Below are 15,137 nucleotides of genomic sequence, written 5' to 3'. Positions count from 1 at the left end.
TTACCGGTAGTTTTTATGGCCTGAGCCAGCGAAAACAGGAAGGCATAGTCGGCGGAAGAAAAAGTGGTGATATTACTGAAGTTGATAGAGCCATCGGGTTCAACCAGGAATACGGTATTGGGAATATCATCTACGGCAAAACGTAATAACGATACACCTATTACCCGTTTATTGTCTTTTAACGGAATGGCCAAACTGCCGTAATCGTATTTACCGATCCCGGCAAAATACTCGGCATGCATTAAATTGATCTGGGGATTGTCCTTCACATTTACCAATCCTGCCGGATTCCAGTATCCTGCTGTACCATCGCTAACCGAAGCAACCTGTGCACTGGCCATAGCCAGACCGCGGGCGCCTGCCCCAATATTCAAAAACTCATTTGAATATTTACGGAACTGTGCATAGGAAAATTGCTGTAGCAATAACACAGAGAGGGTAACGTAAAAACGGGTCCTTTTCATTGATCCAATTTTCGAAATAAGCAACTTATTGATTAGACTATTTCTTTAGGATATTGGCTGCACCCGTTGGCAAAGTGAACTTTAATGTGTTGGCAAAGAGCCGCTTTTAAACAGGGTCGGGGCCAATTTAAACAAACGATTTTACAATTAAAATATTGCATCTTTCAGCCAAAGTTCCGGTAATCCTTACATTTGCATAAATCATTGATTTACTACATGAAATCAGGTACAAATTACCGGTGAATTATGTAGAATACGCAAAGTAAAACCATTGGGCTGGCAATGCGAAAACAATTTATTACTCGTTTAATGTCAATATAATATGAACCTGGTAGCAGAACTAAAATGGCGGGGTATGATACAGGATATTATGCCCGGAACTGAAGATCAGTTGAACAAAGAAATGACCACCGGCTATATCGGTTTCGACCCCACTTCGGATAGTCTTCATATTGGGAGCCTCGTCCCTATCCTGTTGTTGGTACACATGCAACGGGCGGGTCATAAGCCCATTGCCCTGGTGGGTGGCGCTACCGGAATGATCGGCGACCCCTCCGGTAAAAGTGAAGAAAGGAACTTTTTAAGCGAAGAACAACTGCAAAAGAACCTGGAAGGCATCAGAAATCAGTTGATGCAGTTCCTTGATTTTGACGCCGCCAAACCCAATGCGGCTGAAATGGCCAATAACTACGACTGGTTTAAAGAGATCTCGTTCATTCAATTCCTGCGCGATGCAGGCAAGCATATCACGGTCAACTATATGATGGCCAAGGATAGTGTAAGAAAACGCATTGAAGGCGACACCGGTATCAGTTACACCGAGTTTGCGTACCAGTTAATGCAGGGCTACGACTTTTACTGGTTGTACCAACATAAGAAATGTAAACTGCAAATGGGTGGCAGCGATCAATGGGGTAACATCACTACCGGTACAGAATTCATTCGCCGTAAGGCCGGCGGGGAAGCCTTTGCGCTTACCTGTCCACTATTGACCAAGGCCGATGGCGGTAAATTTGGTAAAAGCGAAAAAGGCAATATATGGCTGTCGCCGGAAAAAACATCGGCCTACGAATTTTACCAGTTCTGGCTCAACGCCGCCGATGCAGATGCGGAAAAATGGATAAAGATATTTACGTTCCTTCCCCAGGAAACCATTGAACAGTTAATTGAGGATCACCGTAAAGACGCAGCCGCCCGCCTGTTGCAAAAAACGCTGGCCAAAGAAGTGACACTGTTTGTACATGGCGAATCGGGTTATCAGGGCGCCCTGGAGACTACTAAAAAACTGTTCGAACAAAAGGAAGCGCCGGCTGAATCCCTGAGTATAGAAGACCTGCAAAACCTCGAGGGGGTTCAGCAATTTGATTATGAATTGTCAAAAATACAGGCAGGCGTTGACGTGGTATCCTTTCTGGCCGAAACAAAGATCTTCCCCAGCAAAGGCGAAGCGCGTAAAATGGTGCAGGGCGGTGGTGTAAGTATCAACCGTAAAAAGATAGAAAATATTCAATTAAATGTCAACTCATCCTTATTACTCCACGGTCAGTATATGCTGGTGAATAGGGGAAAGAAACATGTATATCTGGTTAAAGTGATATAACTGAAGAGGTAAGAAGTACGATGTTCCTGTATTTTTCATGCAGAGAGGGTTTTGACGGTCTGCAAAAAAGCGACGATCCACCGTTCTCCTATTACTTTATGTTGATAAGGTAATTGGTTACAAACCAGCTGCTCGTGAAAAAATTTCTTCTAAAAAAGAAAGAATTTATGCCATTTTCATTTGGGAGAAACAACAAAACCCCCTACTTTTGCACTCCCCTTACAAAAGGGACCAAGGCTGCCCAATAGTATAATGGTAGTACAACTGATTTTGGTTCAGTTAGTCTTGGTTCGAATCCAGGTTGGGCAACAAGAAACCCGCCCCGATATTATCGGGGCGGGTTTTGTTTTTCTGGCAGCGCGCCGAGCTTGCTCGGCAAAGCGGACAGAAAAACAAAACAGCCACGCCTTCGGCGTGGCGTGGTTTCCTGGGTAATGCAGAGCGTCACTGGATCGGCGAAGCCAATCCAGGTCTGCATTTCAATCGCCTTTGGCGTGGCGTGGTTTCCTGGGTAATGCAGAGCGTCACTGGATCGGCGAAGCCAATCCTCGCCCGGAATTCTCCCTATCGCCAAAGCCAATCCAGACCGGGCAATTAAAAAATGCGTAGAACAAAGAAGAGTTATTATTTTACCAACCAAATCCCCAGATCACTTATGATTGATGCTATCAGCAATACCGTAACGCTCCGCTTCCTCGCCGAGCCGTCAGACGTCAACTTCGGAGGGAAAGTACATGGAGGGGCTGTCATGAAATGGATTGACCAGGCAGGTTATGCCTGTGCCGCCAACTGGAGCGGACAATATTGTGTGACAGTATACGTGGGTGGTATCCGTTTCTTCAAACCCATCTCTATCGGCGATATGGTGGAAATTACAGCTACCGTTATTTTTACCGGTAACACCAGCATGCACATCGCTATTAATGTGCAGGCAGGTAATCCGCGTCATAAAGAAAGGGTAAAGACCACCCATTGTGTGATGGTATTTGCGGCAGTGGATGATAATGGCAAAACAGTATCTGTTCCTAAATGGGTTCCTGAAACACCCGCGGCTATTGATATGGAGAATTATGCCAAAAAGTTAATGGCACTGAGACAGAATATTGAAGATGAAATGAAACCACACATGTAAGCGTGGTTTCATTTACCCCCACAGCAAGCACCCTTATTGCATATCATAGATCGCGAAGGTGCTTACAAAAGCAGGCGGGGTTGTTGTAGTAGTAGCTACGTTAACGATCTTGTATTTACCGCCGCTTGTGGCTGTAGTACTAAAAAGTGACTGAGGAAGTATTCTGCCATAGGCTGAACTGGCGGTTGCTCTTAGATCTCCAATCAGTAAGGTATCTGTTGCGGCATCATAGGCTCTTATGTATAGCGCTTGTGAGGAAGTTTGAGATTGATCTGAAGAGGATGTCCATCCGGGAGGCCTTTTAGGATAACGCGACTTGAGAAAATCAACAGGATCGCTTAGTTCACCAAACGGTACATTTCTTAACACAATGGGCAATGTATCGAATTTTTGGGATGAGGAGGAGATAAACAGCGGAGCAAAGAAACGGAAATTCACCTTTCGGCCCACCCCTCCTATCTTAACATTATTCAATAATTGAAACCGGTTACTGTCAATCGACACACTGGAAGTCTCCTTGGAATTATAGAATTTTGCGTAGTTAAGCGCATCGACAATAAAGATGGTAAAATCATTGTTACGCGAAGGCACAAATGTAGTGTCGAGCAACAAAGAATCCGATGACTTCCTTTTTATTTGCAGGGTCATTTCTTTATCTGATAATAATATTCTGTGATTCAGACTATTGCCGGAAAGCAAAGAATCTACGTTAACTCCATCTAACGTTACAGTTACCGTGGGAGCCTTTGCCACTAACCTGTAATTGACAGAGATATTACCGTATGCGTAATTTTCAACAGGCGTGCCGTTATCTTTCCGGCAAGCGAAGGTGAATAAACCTAAAGCGATCAGATAAAGAAAATAACTTTTTTGCATGAAATGTTTGTTTTATTAAAAGAGGTTAATGGATACCGCAGTATCCATTAACCAATGATAAAATTGACTATCGAAAGCTTACATTAATTAATATCTTACCCAGCCACCGAAGTCTAAACCGAGTGCCCAGTTTTCAGTTCCGAAAGCACCGATGTAATCAACCTGAGTGAAAGAGAAAGCATTGCAACCATCTGTAAAGCAACCAGCCCATGTAGCGCCCAATGCAGGAGAACCTTCCTGTGGTAAAGCAAAGTCAGCCTGAGTGCGGTCGAACGGAGCGTTTAACAGGATGTCAGCATTAGGATCAGCACCAGTGAAACCGTGGTTAGAAGCATCTGGTGCCCATGTGCCAGCAGGAGATTCTGTCTTGAATGGTTCGTCATATGCATGAACCAGGTTGTTCTGGAAGCAGGAAGTACCGGCAGCCAGCGCACCCTGAGTAGCAGCACCGTCAAGAGATACACCCCATTTCCAACCCATGTAGATAGAGTTAGCCAGACGGAAAGCGGAGTTTCTTCTGAGGTGAGCAGCTCTTCCATAAAACCCTGTACCAGAAGGCGCCATATTGGTGTTATGAGCCAAAGTGCTGTTTTCCTGGCCAATCAGGGTCAGGTTAGAGATCTGTGGAGTTGTTTGAGGAGTGGCTGTAGATCCGGCAGCATCGTTATCAGACTCCTGACCGTTAGACGCACTGAAATCAGCACGGGTAGGATCAGAGATACCCATAGCAAACTGGATGTGACCTGAAAAACCGAAATCAGTATCGAACATATCGTCCAGCGGATCGATGGCCAGCAAGTGAGTAGCATTTACTGTACCGCCAAACCACTCGAACGCATCGTCGTTTGATTTGTATGATTCGATATAATCCAGGATGGTTCCGCTACCTACGCCACCCAGGGTAAGACCATTGATCTCATTGTTGGGGCTTAAAGCGTAACCAGCATACTCGATACGTACATAACGCAGGATACCTGAGTTATCATTACAATCAGTACCACCATAGTGTGCATCAGCAGGTGGGTTGTCAGGAATACCTTCGATCTGGGGGTTATCTTTGTTCACAGGTGCTTTACCCAATAAAATTACCCCAGCCCAGTCTCCTGATTGAGGAGCGCTGTCCCAACGGTAAGAGGTGAACACGATTGGACATTCTGGATTTCCATCGGCGATCAGCTTTGAACCGCGGGTGATAACAAGGCCACCACCAGGTTGGCCGTTTGCACCTGGATCTCCTTCAATACGGGCACCGGCCTGAATGGTCAACGTAGCATTATTAGATACATATACCAGCCCGCTTAAATGGATCTCTTTAGCACTGCTCAGGTACAGATCAGAAGTAATTACACCAGTAAGCGTAGTGTCGCCTGCGCTTCCGGGCGTAGGTCCGCATTCAGCCAGGATACCAGCTGATAATTTTGGATCTACATCTTTGTTGATGCCTTTTTTACAGGCATACAATCCCAGCGTAGTAGCCGCAGCCACTGTCATTGCGCTTAAAAGGATCTTGTTCCGTTTCATGGTTTAATGATTGTGTTTAATGTTTACTGATTGTGTTTAATTTATGTTCTAAATATTACCGGTAATCATTTATTAAAAAGTGTAACTCAATACAATTCCAGCAGTGCGCCCGGGCGATAACTTTTGGATCAGCAGGTCATGCTTCTGATACAGCAGATATTTATTGGAATAATCACCATTTTGTGCACGGGCATCCTCTTCTGTTGTTTTACCACGGTTCGCATAAATAAGATTGCTTTCCTGCAACAGGTTGCTTAAATTGAGCTTTACCTCGGCACGTTGTTTCAAAAAGCGGGCAGCGATCTGTGCATCCAGCGAGCGCATAGGTTTTTCAAATTGTGAGTTAACGACATCCTGCTCATAGATCACCATCCGGTTTGATATGGTGTTGTAACTGATACTGATGTGCAGCAATTTATCGTTGTAATACAAACCGGCATTGCCCACATAATTACTTTGTCCCATCAATGGTCGTTTTTCTTCTTTGCCAATGATCTGCTCTGGCACCACTTTATCACCTTCTATGCGGTTGGTAGTTTCCTGCATAGGCGTTACCTTGCTGTTCAACGCGGTGAAATTGCCATAGATAGTCAGGTTCCTGATAACAGGTACATCGATAAATGCCAGGGTTTTGCGCACTTCCACTTCTATACCATAGTTATGGCTTTTATAGTTATTGCGCAGGGTGTAAACGCTATTCGATGCCATCTTATAGATCTCCATGGGGTACTTTATATCTTTATAAAAGAACGAACCCGAAACAATTTCACCAGCGCCCGGGTACCATTCCAATCTTACATCATAATTGTTCAGGGTGGTTGAATGCAGCAGGTCGGCGCTGTAAGTACCTCCTAATTCAAAATCGTATTCTCTGAAATAAGCCATTTCCCTCAGATCCGGCCTGATGATGCTTTTTGAATAGGCAGCGCGGGCATTCATGCGTGGCGTAACGTTGTAAGTAAGGTTGGCCGAAGGGAATAACTTCCAGTTCTTTTCCCGGTTGTACAACGCGCTGAAATCATTGATGCCACTGCCCCTGCTATCTTTAATATTTTGTATAATGGCGTCCAGCGTTTGGTTGGATTTGTTCATATCAAAATATTCAGCCCTTACGCCCCATACCAACCTCCATTTACTGGCAATCCGGTTGTCGAACATGCCATAAAAAGCATGTAAAGAAGCAGTGCGGTTATAATCATCGCCATAATCTGGAATAAAATTTTTACCACCTCCATATTCAGGGGAGAACAAATTTGGCAAAGAAGGATAAGATTTTATAACACTCCCATCTACCTGATCGCCTAAAAGCGCCACATAAAAGTTCCGGTCCTTTTTCCAGCCGGCATATCCCGCTTTAAAAATATTCTTTGTTATCCCAAGGGTAAAAGGCGCCGAGGCATTTACATCCCAACTCAGGTTCTTCTCTTCTGCTTTTGTGTACATCCGCAGCATGCCTGTGTTTACCAACTCCGGAGAATACTGCGTTACTGTAAAATCATTGTGTGGTAATTCAAAACTATCCGGCACCGTTTTCCACAGCGCAACGTGATTATCTGGCCGCTCCCTTTTTACATAGGTATAATTACCTGACCAGTTTATTTTAATGCCTTTTTCGCCAATAGCATGTTCCCCTCTTAACTGGCTTTGCCATAAACCGGTTTGCTGTACTTTTTCTATCAAGGCCCGGCTGTTACCACCCAAATTTACATGCGTACCACTTCCAAAATTTGTCTGCTCATCCAACAGTGTTGTAAACAAATTCTGCCAGCTTATTTTATGCTTTTTGGTAGTATAGCCAATAGCCAGCACACCACCCATATTGGTTGCAAACACATCCTGGTTTGCACGCAGGTAATAATCTGTACTATCAGCATTAGAGAGGTTTTCAAATCCAAATCGTTGGGTAACCAGGCCGTTTATGGTTTGCGTATTCCGGTAGCTGAGCGAAGCCAGTACCCCTATTCTTCGATCGGCCAGCTTACCTGTTTTGAATACATGACCTACCGATACCTGGTAGTTTTGTGAAGGCCTTGCTTTGTAATAATACGGCTGCCAGTTATTGGTAAGCACGGCATTATCTTTATTGGCATCTTTATATGCTCTTATATCAGCCAGGCTGTTCCAGTCTTTTTTACCATATAAATACCGGTGTGAAGCGTAATTGCCCCAGTAGCCCTTATTACCATCCCGCTCAAAGGTGAGCATATCTTTACCGGAAGTCTGGTCGTTTATAGAAGTACCAGCCGTAAGGGTAATAAAATTTTCAGAAGGGATACTTTTAGTCTCCACCATTACCAGGCCGCCACCAAATTCCGCACTCATATCAGGGGTTATCGACTTGGCCACTACAATATTGTCCACCATATTGGAAGGAATGATATCAAAGGAGAACTGTTTACGGTTCAATTCGGTACTGGGCATTACCTGGCCATTCAGCAAAGCCTGGTTATACCGCTCGCTCAATCCGCGTACTACCACATATTTATTGTCTACCGACGACACGCCGCTTATCCGCCGGATGGACTCGCCAAGATTTTTATCCGGGGTAAGGCTGATCTGTTCTGCACTAATACCATCCCCAATGGAAGCACTGTTCTTTTGGCGTGAATATAAAGAGGCTACGGTTTCTTTACGGGCAGTGGTAGCTGTTACTACTACGCCAGCCAGTTGTCCTTTTTGCCGTTTAAGCGTTACATTCAAATCAAAGAGCTGATTTTCTTTTACCTCTATATCAGTAACATTTTTTGATTCGTACCCTGCTGAACTTACCGCAACTACATATCGCCCTTTTGGCACACTAATGGTAAATACGCCACTAACGTTGCTAGTAGTAACTGCATCACTGACCTTAATATTGACGCCAACTACGGGATCACCGTTCTCTCCATCGATGATCTTTCCTGAAATGATGGCGGGTTTCACCGTTAGTTTGGGGACTGTTTCGGGTATAGGCCCCGATTTGAGCGCTATATTGTTACCGGTAACAATAGATTGTATACCATAGTTTTTTTGTAATTCATTCAGCACCTGCTGCACGGTAGCCTTTTTCCATTTTATCTTCTTAAATACTATCCCATTCATCTCCTCGGAATTGAACGTTAACGTGTAGCCGGTCTGTTTTTCAATTTCTTTTAATGCTTCACTCGCTCTTACCTCACTGGCTTCGTACGTAACCATGGGGCCATTGTTCTGGGCCATTGTAACCTGAAAAAATAGCAGTAGACTAATGACAATACTTAATGTTGACAGGGCACTATAAGCCCCTGCGGGTAATTTTATTTTCATACCTCGTTACTAGATTTATTTTGGAGTTAAAAGAATTAAGGGAAATGCATCAGTTACATCGTCATACAATTTCTTTACAATGGAGAATTATCTTGTCTCTAACAAGTAAGTATTATTACGGATCTTACGCGCTGAAAAATTACAGACAAAGCCAAGCTGTGATAATATCTGTGGCATCGTCATTTGCTTATAACAGGCTGTTACATGTTTATACCCTGACATCTTCACAGAGTCAAATTGAATTACCTGGTTATATTGGCGCTCTATGCGGTGTAGCGCAGTAAGCAATGGAACGTCGTTTAACACCAGGCCGTTCTCTATCCAAACCCTTGAATCAGGAACACGAAATTCCCTGATGGTAATGTCTTCGCTGTTTTTATTAAAAGTGGCCATTTGGCCGGGTGATAAATACTGAGGTGTTTGCGCTTTCCCGTTGCCGTTTTCCCTGCTGCCTATGCGCACTTTGCCTCTTTGCAGGCTTACCTTTATAGTAGGCTCATTTTCGTAAGCTTCCACATTAAATTCAGTACCCAATACAGTAGTGGTCATATTTTCGGTACGTACTATAAAAGGGTGAATGCTATCATGCGCTATTCTGAAATAAGCTTCGCCTTTCAGGTCAACCATTCGCTCCTGATGGCGGGTAAAATTTTCCTGGTAGTGCAATACAGCATACGACCTTAACCATATTACTGAACTATCCGGCAAAGTAACCCGTAACAAATTGCCACTCTTATTGCTTACTTCACGCCAGGCTATTGCAGGTACGGTTTTACCCGCAGGCTTATAAAATACCCAGCCGGCTATTATTATAGCACCTGCAATTACTGCTGCAGCCATCCATCTATATAGGCGGGGAAACCCTTTTTTCGTTTGCAGGGGAACAACCAGGCCCTGCCGGGGTTCTTCTTTTATTCCATGCTGCTCAAAATATGTCAGCATTTGCTGTTTTATTCCGGCCGGCATTGGCTGTTGCGTTGCCTGCCGGATCTCTTCCAGCATAGCCTGATCAAAAAAGGTCCCATCCTCCTCCATCCATTGCATCACCTGCCGTATTTCTTCGGAAGAAGCCTGTCCTCGCAGCATTTTCTTATACAGTTCCAATTTCATTTACTGTGGTATATAATAAGCACGTTTTATAAAAGCGGAAGGATACGTGCCATGTAACCCTTAACAGTTTGGTAATATTGAGTAAATGAGCGGGATAAGGATCACTAAACGACAGATGTGTAGAAAGGCAATTATTAAAGGCATCACCTGCCGCAAAAGCTGCAAACTCAATCGCATTTGTTTTTTAACGTCGGCTATGGTAAGATTAAGCTGTTCGGCTACTTCTTTATGAGAAAGCCCTTCCTGGCGTACTAACTGGAAAACTTTCCTGCGCTTTTCCGGCATCTGGGACAGGGTGTTGAGCAACTGGCGTTGCCTGTCGCGCAAAAAAAGCATTTGTTCCCCTTGAGGCTCGTCCGTCATGCCTTCCATCCGCTGTGCTATGGAAAAATGCAGGCGGCTACGGCTTTGTTTTTTCCTGTAATCGTCTGTAAGCAGGTTTTTTATGTAGGTAACAAGCAGGGGGAGCAGGTCTGCATCGGTATCTATTGTCTGAATGTTTTCCCATAGCCGCAGAAAACATTCCTGAACAATATCCTTAGCGGTTGTTTCATCGCCGGTTAACTTAAGCACATAGTAAAACAATCCGTCTCCATAGCGAGCAAAAATTTCATGAAATTGCTGGTAAACAGTCTTGCTATTATCCACTTGTCCGGATTTGCGGCAAAAATAAAGCCCTGAATTTTTAACATCTTTCACAGCTTGCTCATTTAATGATTTGTTAAAGCCACTTTCTTAAGACCTGATCTAATTTTTCAATTCCCATTGACTTACATATTGCTGTTCTGCGGAGCGATATACTGGAATTACAGGCAATGCCGTTATTGAACTACGTAAATTTCTAAAAGTATCCGGCAGATTATTGCCGTAAATTTTTTGCAGGGCGCTGTTCACCAATGGGTCCTGAACAGAACCGAAAGGATACAGCGGAACCTGGGCCATATCACTCACTGCCTGCTGGGGCGCAATACCTTTATCGTACCCACCCTGGTTATCCTTGTTAAACAGTTTATATATAATAGGCTGTATTTTCCATTCCACTTTGCGGGGGGTGTGCTGATCTTCTACCAGCAAAGAGGCTTCATCTTTACCAGCCGTGGTTTCCCCTACCTGAACAACTTCTACAAAAGGTTTCAGGTTATTCACTAAAAGTTCTGATGCAGACAAGGTAGCGCCAGTGGTTAATATAAAAACCCGTTGTAATGACAACCGGTAGGGTAAAAGGTCATTAAACTGCCGCCCTGTTGCGTTGCCGGATGTATTGAGCACGGCCTGCGTACTGCGTGGTTTTGTTCCTTCATGGCTGTTGCCTTTATAGATAACAAAGGCGCCATCGGCCGTAATGTTTTTGGCTATCATAGCGCACAACTTGGCACAGGAGGGTACGCTACCACCGGCATTGTACCGGAGGTCAATAATCAACTCATTTACATTGGCTTGTTTTAGCTTACCAAAGGCCTGCAACAGGGATGCATCATAATATTCATCAAATGAATTATAGAACAGGTAGCCTGTTACTATGCCGCCAGCAGAAAAAGTGCGTACCAGGCGAACGGCATTCTCTGCACTGTAGCGTTTTTTTATAGTGATGGCCTGCTGGGCGGTCCAGGTGTTATTCGTATAAGTAGCAGGCGTTAGTGTTACCTGGCTACCGGTTTTCAATTGTTTTATAACAGTGTTCATATTGCCGTCGTTGATATCGACGCCATTTACCCGGGTAAAATAACTACCTCTTTGTAAACCAGCGGCATCGGCGCCCCCGCCCGCATTTACCAGGCTAACTACACCAATATAACCCTGATAGCCAGTTGCTTTTACCAAAGCATATTGAAAACCATAAGTAAAATAAGTGGTAGAAGGTGAAATTACATCACGGCCATTGGCAATCCAGGAATAACGGTCCTGGTCAGAAAGCAGGCTGGCAAAAAACTGGTCGGTTGGTAAGGAATAATCCGGCCTGGCTGGCATTTTATCGCCCCAGTAATAGTAACGGCGCATACTATCGAGTACCCACCGGTTAATAATACCCAGTGAATCGGCAGGGACAGGATCGGTTATCACGTCGTGCTTGCTGCAACAGATAAAGGCAACCGAAAAGAAAGCTGATATAGCTATCCGGGATAAGTGTTTCATTCTGTTCCGTCATTATACTGATGGGTAATAAATTTAGCAGGCTTTGCTGATTAATAGTTCACCGGTAATAAATTATAAAAAACAGGTATGGATAACGGAAAGTGTGGAATAAAATATATAAATGACTGTATTGCTTCACAATAGTGACAGTTTAGGGAAGCAAAAGTAAATGCATTTTCAGCACCTTTTTTACCATTATTTTATAAATACATAACATGTGTTTCATATTAAAATAATGTAATCTTCATTTTATTAAGCACTAAAAAAGCGCCGCGATGCGAATCGGGGCGCTTACTTTATTATATAAATAATTTATTTCAATGCATTCTTTAACTCTTGAGCAGCATAACGAATAGCAGATTTCGTTTCGGGTATATGTGACAGCGGGTTCAGCATACCATAATCATGGATCATTCCCAAACAGCGGATCAACGTCACAGGCACCCCGGCCTGATTCATTTTTCTTGCATACGCTTCGCCTTCATCACGTAAAACATCGTTCTCGGCAGTTTGCACCAGGGCCGGCGGCAGTCCTTTTAACTGATCGAGCGAAGCCCGTAAGGGCGAAGCAAAAATATCCTGGCGATGCGTATCGCTGGTAGTATAATTATCCCAGAACCAGATCATCATGTTACGGGTAAGGAACCGCTCATTGGCATATTGATGATATGAATCCGTATCGAAGCTGGCATCGGTAACCGGCCACAACAAAACCTGGAATTGTAATTCCGGCCCTTTCTTCTCTTTACACATCAACGCCACTACTGCCGCCATATTACCACCTAGGCTATTACCCGCCACGGCCAGTTTCTTTCCATTTACATTGATGTCCGCACCATTCTCCGCCACCCATTTGGTAGCCACATAAGCTTCGGTAATGGCCACCGGGTATTTGGCTTCAGGCGATGGCGTGTATTCTACAAACACGGCCGCCATCCCGGAATGCACTACCAGGTCGCGCACCAGGCGTTGGTGAGTAGGAAAATCACCCAGCACCCAACCGCCGCCATGGAAGAACATAAACGCCGGCAGTTCCTCATCCACTCCTGCAGGACGCACCACAAACAACTTAACCGTAAGCCCGTCCTGGGTAATTGTTTTTTCCATCACGTCAATGCCCGAGAGGTCTACAGACACCGATCTCTGAGCGCCTATCAGCACCTGGCGGGCAGCCTCCGGCGTCATCGTTTCCATCGGTTTTCCGTCACCACTGTTCAGTTCTTTCAAAAATGCTTTTGTTTGAACCTCAATAGAAGGATCGGTAGCATAGCTTACTACTTCAGCTGTAATTGACATGTCTGTTGGTTTTGAATGTTAAGTAAGTAAAATGCCTGTTGTGCATGGAAGTGGTAGCGGTTGACAAAAGTACCATATTCTGGTGAAGCGGCAAGGCAGAAGGCAGAGGGCAGAAGGCAGAAGGCCCTCCTACGCTAAAGCTTGCGCCTCCGCTAAAGCTTCGGCGCCACGCGGACGGCGGGCAAGACAGATCGTTCGCGGCGACTGTGAAACTTGCAACCTGCAACCAGACACATTTCCGTTCAAAACCGTTACAGGAGCGGTATCCGATCAGTGCCCTGAGATGCCCATTTCGTCGTTTTTGGCAAAATTCAAAAATGCACATTATTAATTTACAGGAAAATACATAAAGCTGATATAAATATTAAATCCGAGTACAGAGAGATTTTACATTTACAAAACAAATAGAGCGCAACACAGCGATTCAACAAGCACACTAACGGTTACATTTAGTCTTACCCTGATAGACCAAGAGGCAACAATATCACATCAGTTCACACACCTTAACCTACATTATGAAAAAACAAACACGTGCAACGATCGATCAGAATAAAATAATAAAAGCCAGGGATATCATTGACCAGGAATACTACAAACCGATAACGCTGGAATACCTCAGCCGGCGCGTGGGCATGAGCCCGAAGAAGCTGGCCACCGCTTTTCCCAAAAGATATTATCAAAGTGTGCAGCAATACCTGACCATGTCGCGTGCATTGAAAGGCATGCAGTTATTACTCGAAACCCAACTACCTATCTATGAAATAGCCTGGGAAACCGGCTATGATGTTACCCGGCCATTCTCTTATCAGTTTAAAAGGATTACCGGTCGCGCGCCATCCGTCTGGCGAAAAGTACAGCTTAGCAATCCTCCCGGAACAGTCCCCTATATTATGCTCAACCGCTAGAACTTCCCGAACCAGCGACGCAACCAACATACAGTTTCCACCCTGCGAAACAGGCGATGGTATGCATTATCTATCATTAAAATGTTTCTTCATCTTTGATCCTAATCAATTTCCTGTATACTTACCCTTCTTCAACAAATTAAATCCTATAAATTCAGTAACTTCCCCTATCCGACCAGGATATACTACTCACGGTTAAGTATTCGAAGAAACCACTCTGGTTAGTTAGCCAATTGCCGCTATTGGCTTAACTTTTAAAATTTACAAACAACATCATGCTATTTGAAATGGAAAAGCCTGGTGAAAAGAAACCAGTGCTCAATGACATCAGGATCAACGACGAAATATACGACGTCGTCGATTGGTTTTATCCCCGCCGCGGTTTCGTGCAGGTACTGCAACTGTACATGGGTACTAATGATATTATGAAAATTATGAACTGCAGTTATGATGATGCTCTTACCTTGTACTATGAGATCCGCGATTACTTTGGAGATAGATCCATGCGTATTTTAATTCCCCATTTTTGCCATTATGCAGGAATTGATGAACTATGGGTGCACCTTTTCATAACATCATTGAAAAAACGTATATCGATACCACCCAGTCAAACAAGCGCTGAGCCATCAGATGATGATCCATTTGCCGGAGAAGAACGGATAAAACTTGCGCAGGCCATCGAGAATATGAAGCATGGAAAAATGGATAATCTGGAAACCCGACGTGAACGGGCCAGGCAATGGAAGCTGTTAAACAACAAGGGAGAAAAGCACGCTAAACGGCATGATAATTTCCGGGTAGTCATTTATTCCGAT

The 15,137-nt window shown here is 44.2% G+C and carries 11 protein-coding genes, 1 tRNA gene and 1 pseudogene; 5 read left to right on the top strand and 8 right to left on the bottom strand.

The features are described from left to right. Positions 1–464: pseudogene (locus tag ACJ751_RS20685) on the bottom strand (hypothetical protein); the annotation flags it as partial. A gap of 355 nt (positions 465–819) precedes the next feature. Here ACJ751_RS20685 and tyrS point away from each other — a divergent pair. From tyrS to ACJ751_RS20670, 3 genes are all read left to right on the top strand, one after another. Continuing rightward, positions 820–2,064, top strand: a complete 1,245-nt coding sequence (gene tyrS / locus ACJ751_RS20680) for a tyrosine--tRNA ligase (RefSeq protein ID WP_407747424.1) — start codon at positions 820–822, stop codon at positions 2,062–2,064. Positions 2,065–2,302: 238 nt separating this feature from the next. Further along, a tRNA-Gln gene (locus ACJ751_RS20675) sits at positions 2,303–2,373 on the top strand. Between the two features lie 346 nt (positions 2,374–2,719). Beyond that, positions 2,720–3,196, top strand: coding sequence for an acyl-CoA thioesterase (locus ACJ751_RS20670; protein WP_407747423.1), 477 nt, complete (start codon positions 2,720–2,722; stop codon positions 3,194–3,196). 33 nt (positions 3,197–3,229) lie between these two features. Here the strand turns inward: ACJ751_RS20670 and ACJ751_RS20665 are convergent, their stop codons facing one another. The 7 genes from ACJ751_RS20665 to ACJ751_RS20635 form a co-directional block, all read right to left on the bottom strand. Then, positions 3,230–4,072, bottom strand: coding sequence for a hypothetical protein (locus tag ACJ751_RS20665; protein WP_407747422.1), 843 nt, complete (start codon positions 4,070–4,072; stop codon positions 3,230–3,232). 87 nt (positions 4,073–4,159) lie between these two features. Then, positions 4,160–5,593, bottom strand: a complete 1,434-nt coding sequence (locus tag ACJ751_RS20660; protein ID WP_407747421.1) for a hypothetical protein — start codon at positions 5,591–5,593, stop codon at positions 4,160–4,162. A 72-nt stretch (positions 5,594–5,665) separates the two neighbouring features. After that, a complete protein-coding gene (locus tag ACJ751_RS20655) occupies positions 5,666–8,878 on the bottom strand; it encodes a TonB-dependent receptor domain-containing protein (RefSeq protein WP_407747420.1) in 3,213 nt (1,070 codons plus the stop codon). Positions 8,879–8,965: 87 nt separating this feature from the next. Next, complete coding sequence (locus tag ACJ751_RS20650) at positions 8,966–9,988, bottom strand: FecR family protein (RefSeq protein ID WP_407747419.1); 1,023 nt, start codon at positions 9,986–9,988, stop codon at positions 8,966–8,968. Between the two features lie 60 nt (positions 9,989–10,048). Further along, complete coding sequence (locus tag ACJ751_RS20645) at positions 10,049–10,636, bottom strand: RNA polymerase sigma factor (RefSeq protein ID WP_407747418.1); 588 nt, start codon at positions 10,634–10,636, stop codon at positions 10,049–10,051. A gap of 99 nt (positions 10,637–10,735) precedes the next feature. Beyond that, positions 10,736–12,121 (bottom strand): S41 family peptidase, encoded by a 1,386-nt coding sequence (locus tag ACJ751_RS20640; protein ID WP_407747417.1) that lies wholly within the window; start codon positions 12,119–12,121, stop codon positions 10,736–10,738. A 312-nt stretch (positions 12,122–12,433) separates the two neighbouring features. Continuing rightward, positions 12,434–13,417: an alpha/beta hydrolase gene (locus tag ACJ751_RS20635; protein WP_407747416.1), complete on the bottom strand. Its 984-nt coding sequence runs from the start codon at positions 13,415–13,417 to the stop codon at positions 12,434–12,436. 515 nt (positions 13,418–13,932) lie between these two features. Between ACJ751_RS20635 and ACJ751_RS20630 the strand changes: the two genes are divergently transcribed. Next, complete coding sequence (locus ACJ751_RS20630) at positions 13,933–14,322, top strand: helix-turn-helix domain-containing protein (RefSeq protein WP_407747415.1); 390 nt, start codon at positions 13,933–13,935, stop codon at positions 14,320–14,322. Positions 14,323–14,597: 275 nt separating this feature from the next. Beyond that, a partial coding sequence (locus tag ACJ751_RS20625) for a hypothetical protein (protein WP_407747414.1) occupies positions 14,598–15,137 on the top strand: 540 nt, incomplete at its 3' end.

The organism is Niastella sp. (assembly GCF_045805085.1).
Lineage (GTDB): Bacteria > Bacteroidota > Bacteroidia > Chitinophagales > Chitinophagaceae > Niastella.
This window is presented reverse-complemented; position numbering and strand designations above follow the sequence as displayed.

Excerpts from the sequence above, each read along its gene's own strand:
- tyrS (WP_407747424.1), top strand. The coding sequence starts at position 820 with ATGATACAGGATATTATGCCCGGAACTGAAGATCAGTTGAACAAAGAA.
- ACJ751_RS20670 (WP_407747423.1), top strand. The coding sequence starts at position 2,720 with ATGATTGATGCTATCAGCAATACCGTAACGCTCCGCTTCCTCGCCGAG.
- ACJ751_RS20665 (WP_407747422.1), bottom strand. The coding sequence starts at position 4,072 with ATGCAAAAAAGTTATTTTCTTTATCTGATCGCTTTAGGTTTATTCACC.
- ACJ751_RS20650 (WP_407747419.1), bottom strand. The coding sequence starts at position 9,988 with ATGAAATTGGAACTGTATAAGAAAATGCTGCGAGGACAGGCTTCTTCC.
- ACJ751_RS20640 (WP_407747417.1), bottom strand. The coding sequence starts at position 12,121 with ATGAAACACTTATCCCGGATAGCTATATCAGCTTTCTTTTCGGTTGCC.
- ACJ751_RS20660 (WP_407747421.1), bottom strand. The coding sequence starts at position 5,593 with ATGAAACGGAACAAGATCCTTTTAAGCGCAATGACAGTGGCTGCGGCT.
- ACJ751_RS20630 (WP_407747415.1), top strand. The coding sequence starts at position 13,933 with ATGAAAAAACAAACACGTGCAACGATCGATCAGAATAAAATAATAAAA.
- ACJ751_RS20655 (WP_407747420.1), bottom strand. The coding sequence starts at position 8,878 with ATGAAAATAAAATTACCCGCAGGGGCTTATAGTGCCCTGTCAACATTA.
- ACJ751_RS20635 (WP_407747416.1), bottom strand. The coding sequence starts at position 13,417 with ATGTCAATTACAGCTGAAGTAGTAAGCTATGCTACCGATCCTTCTATT.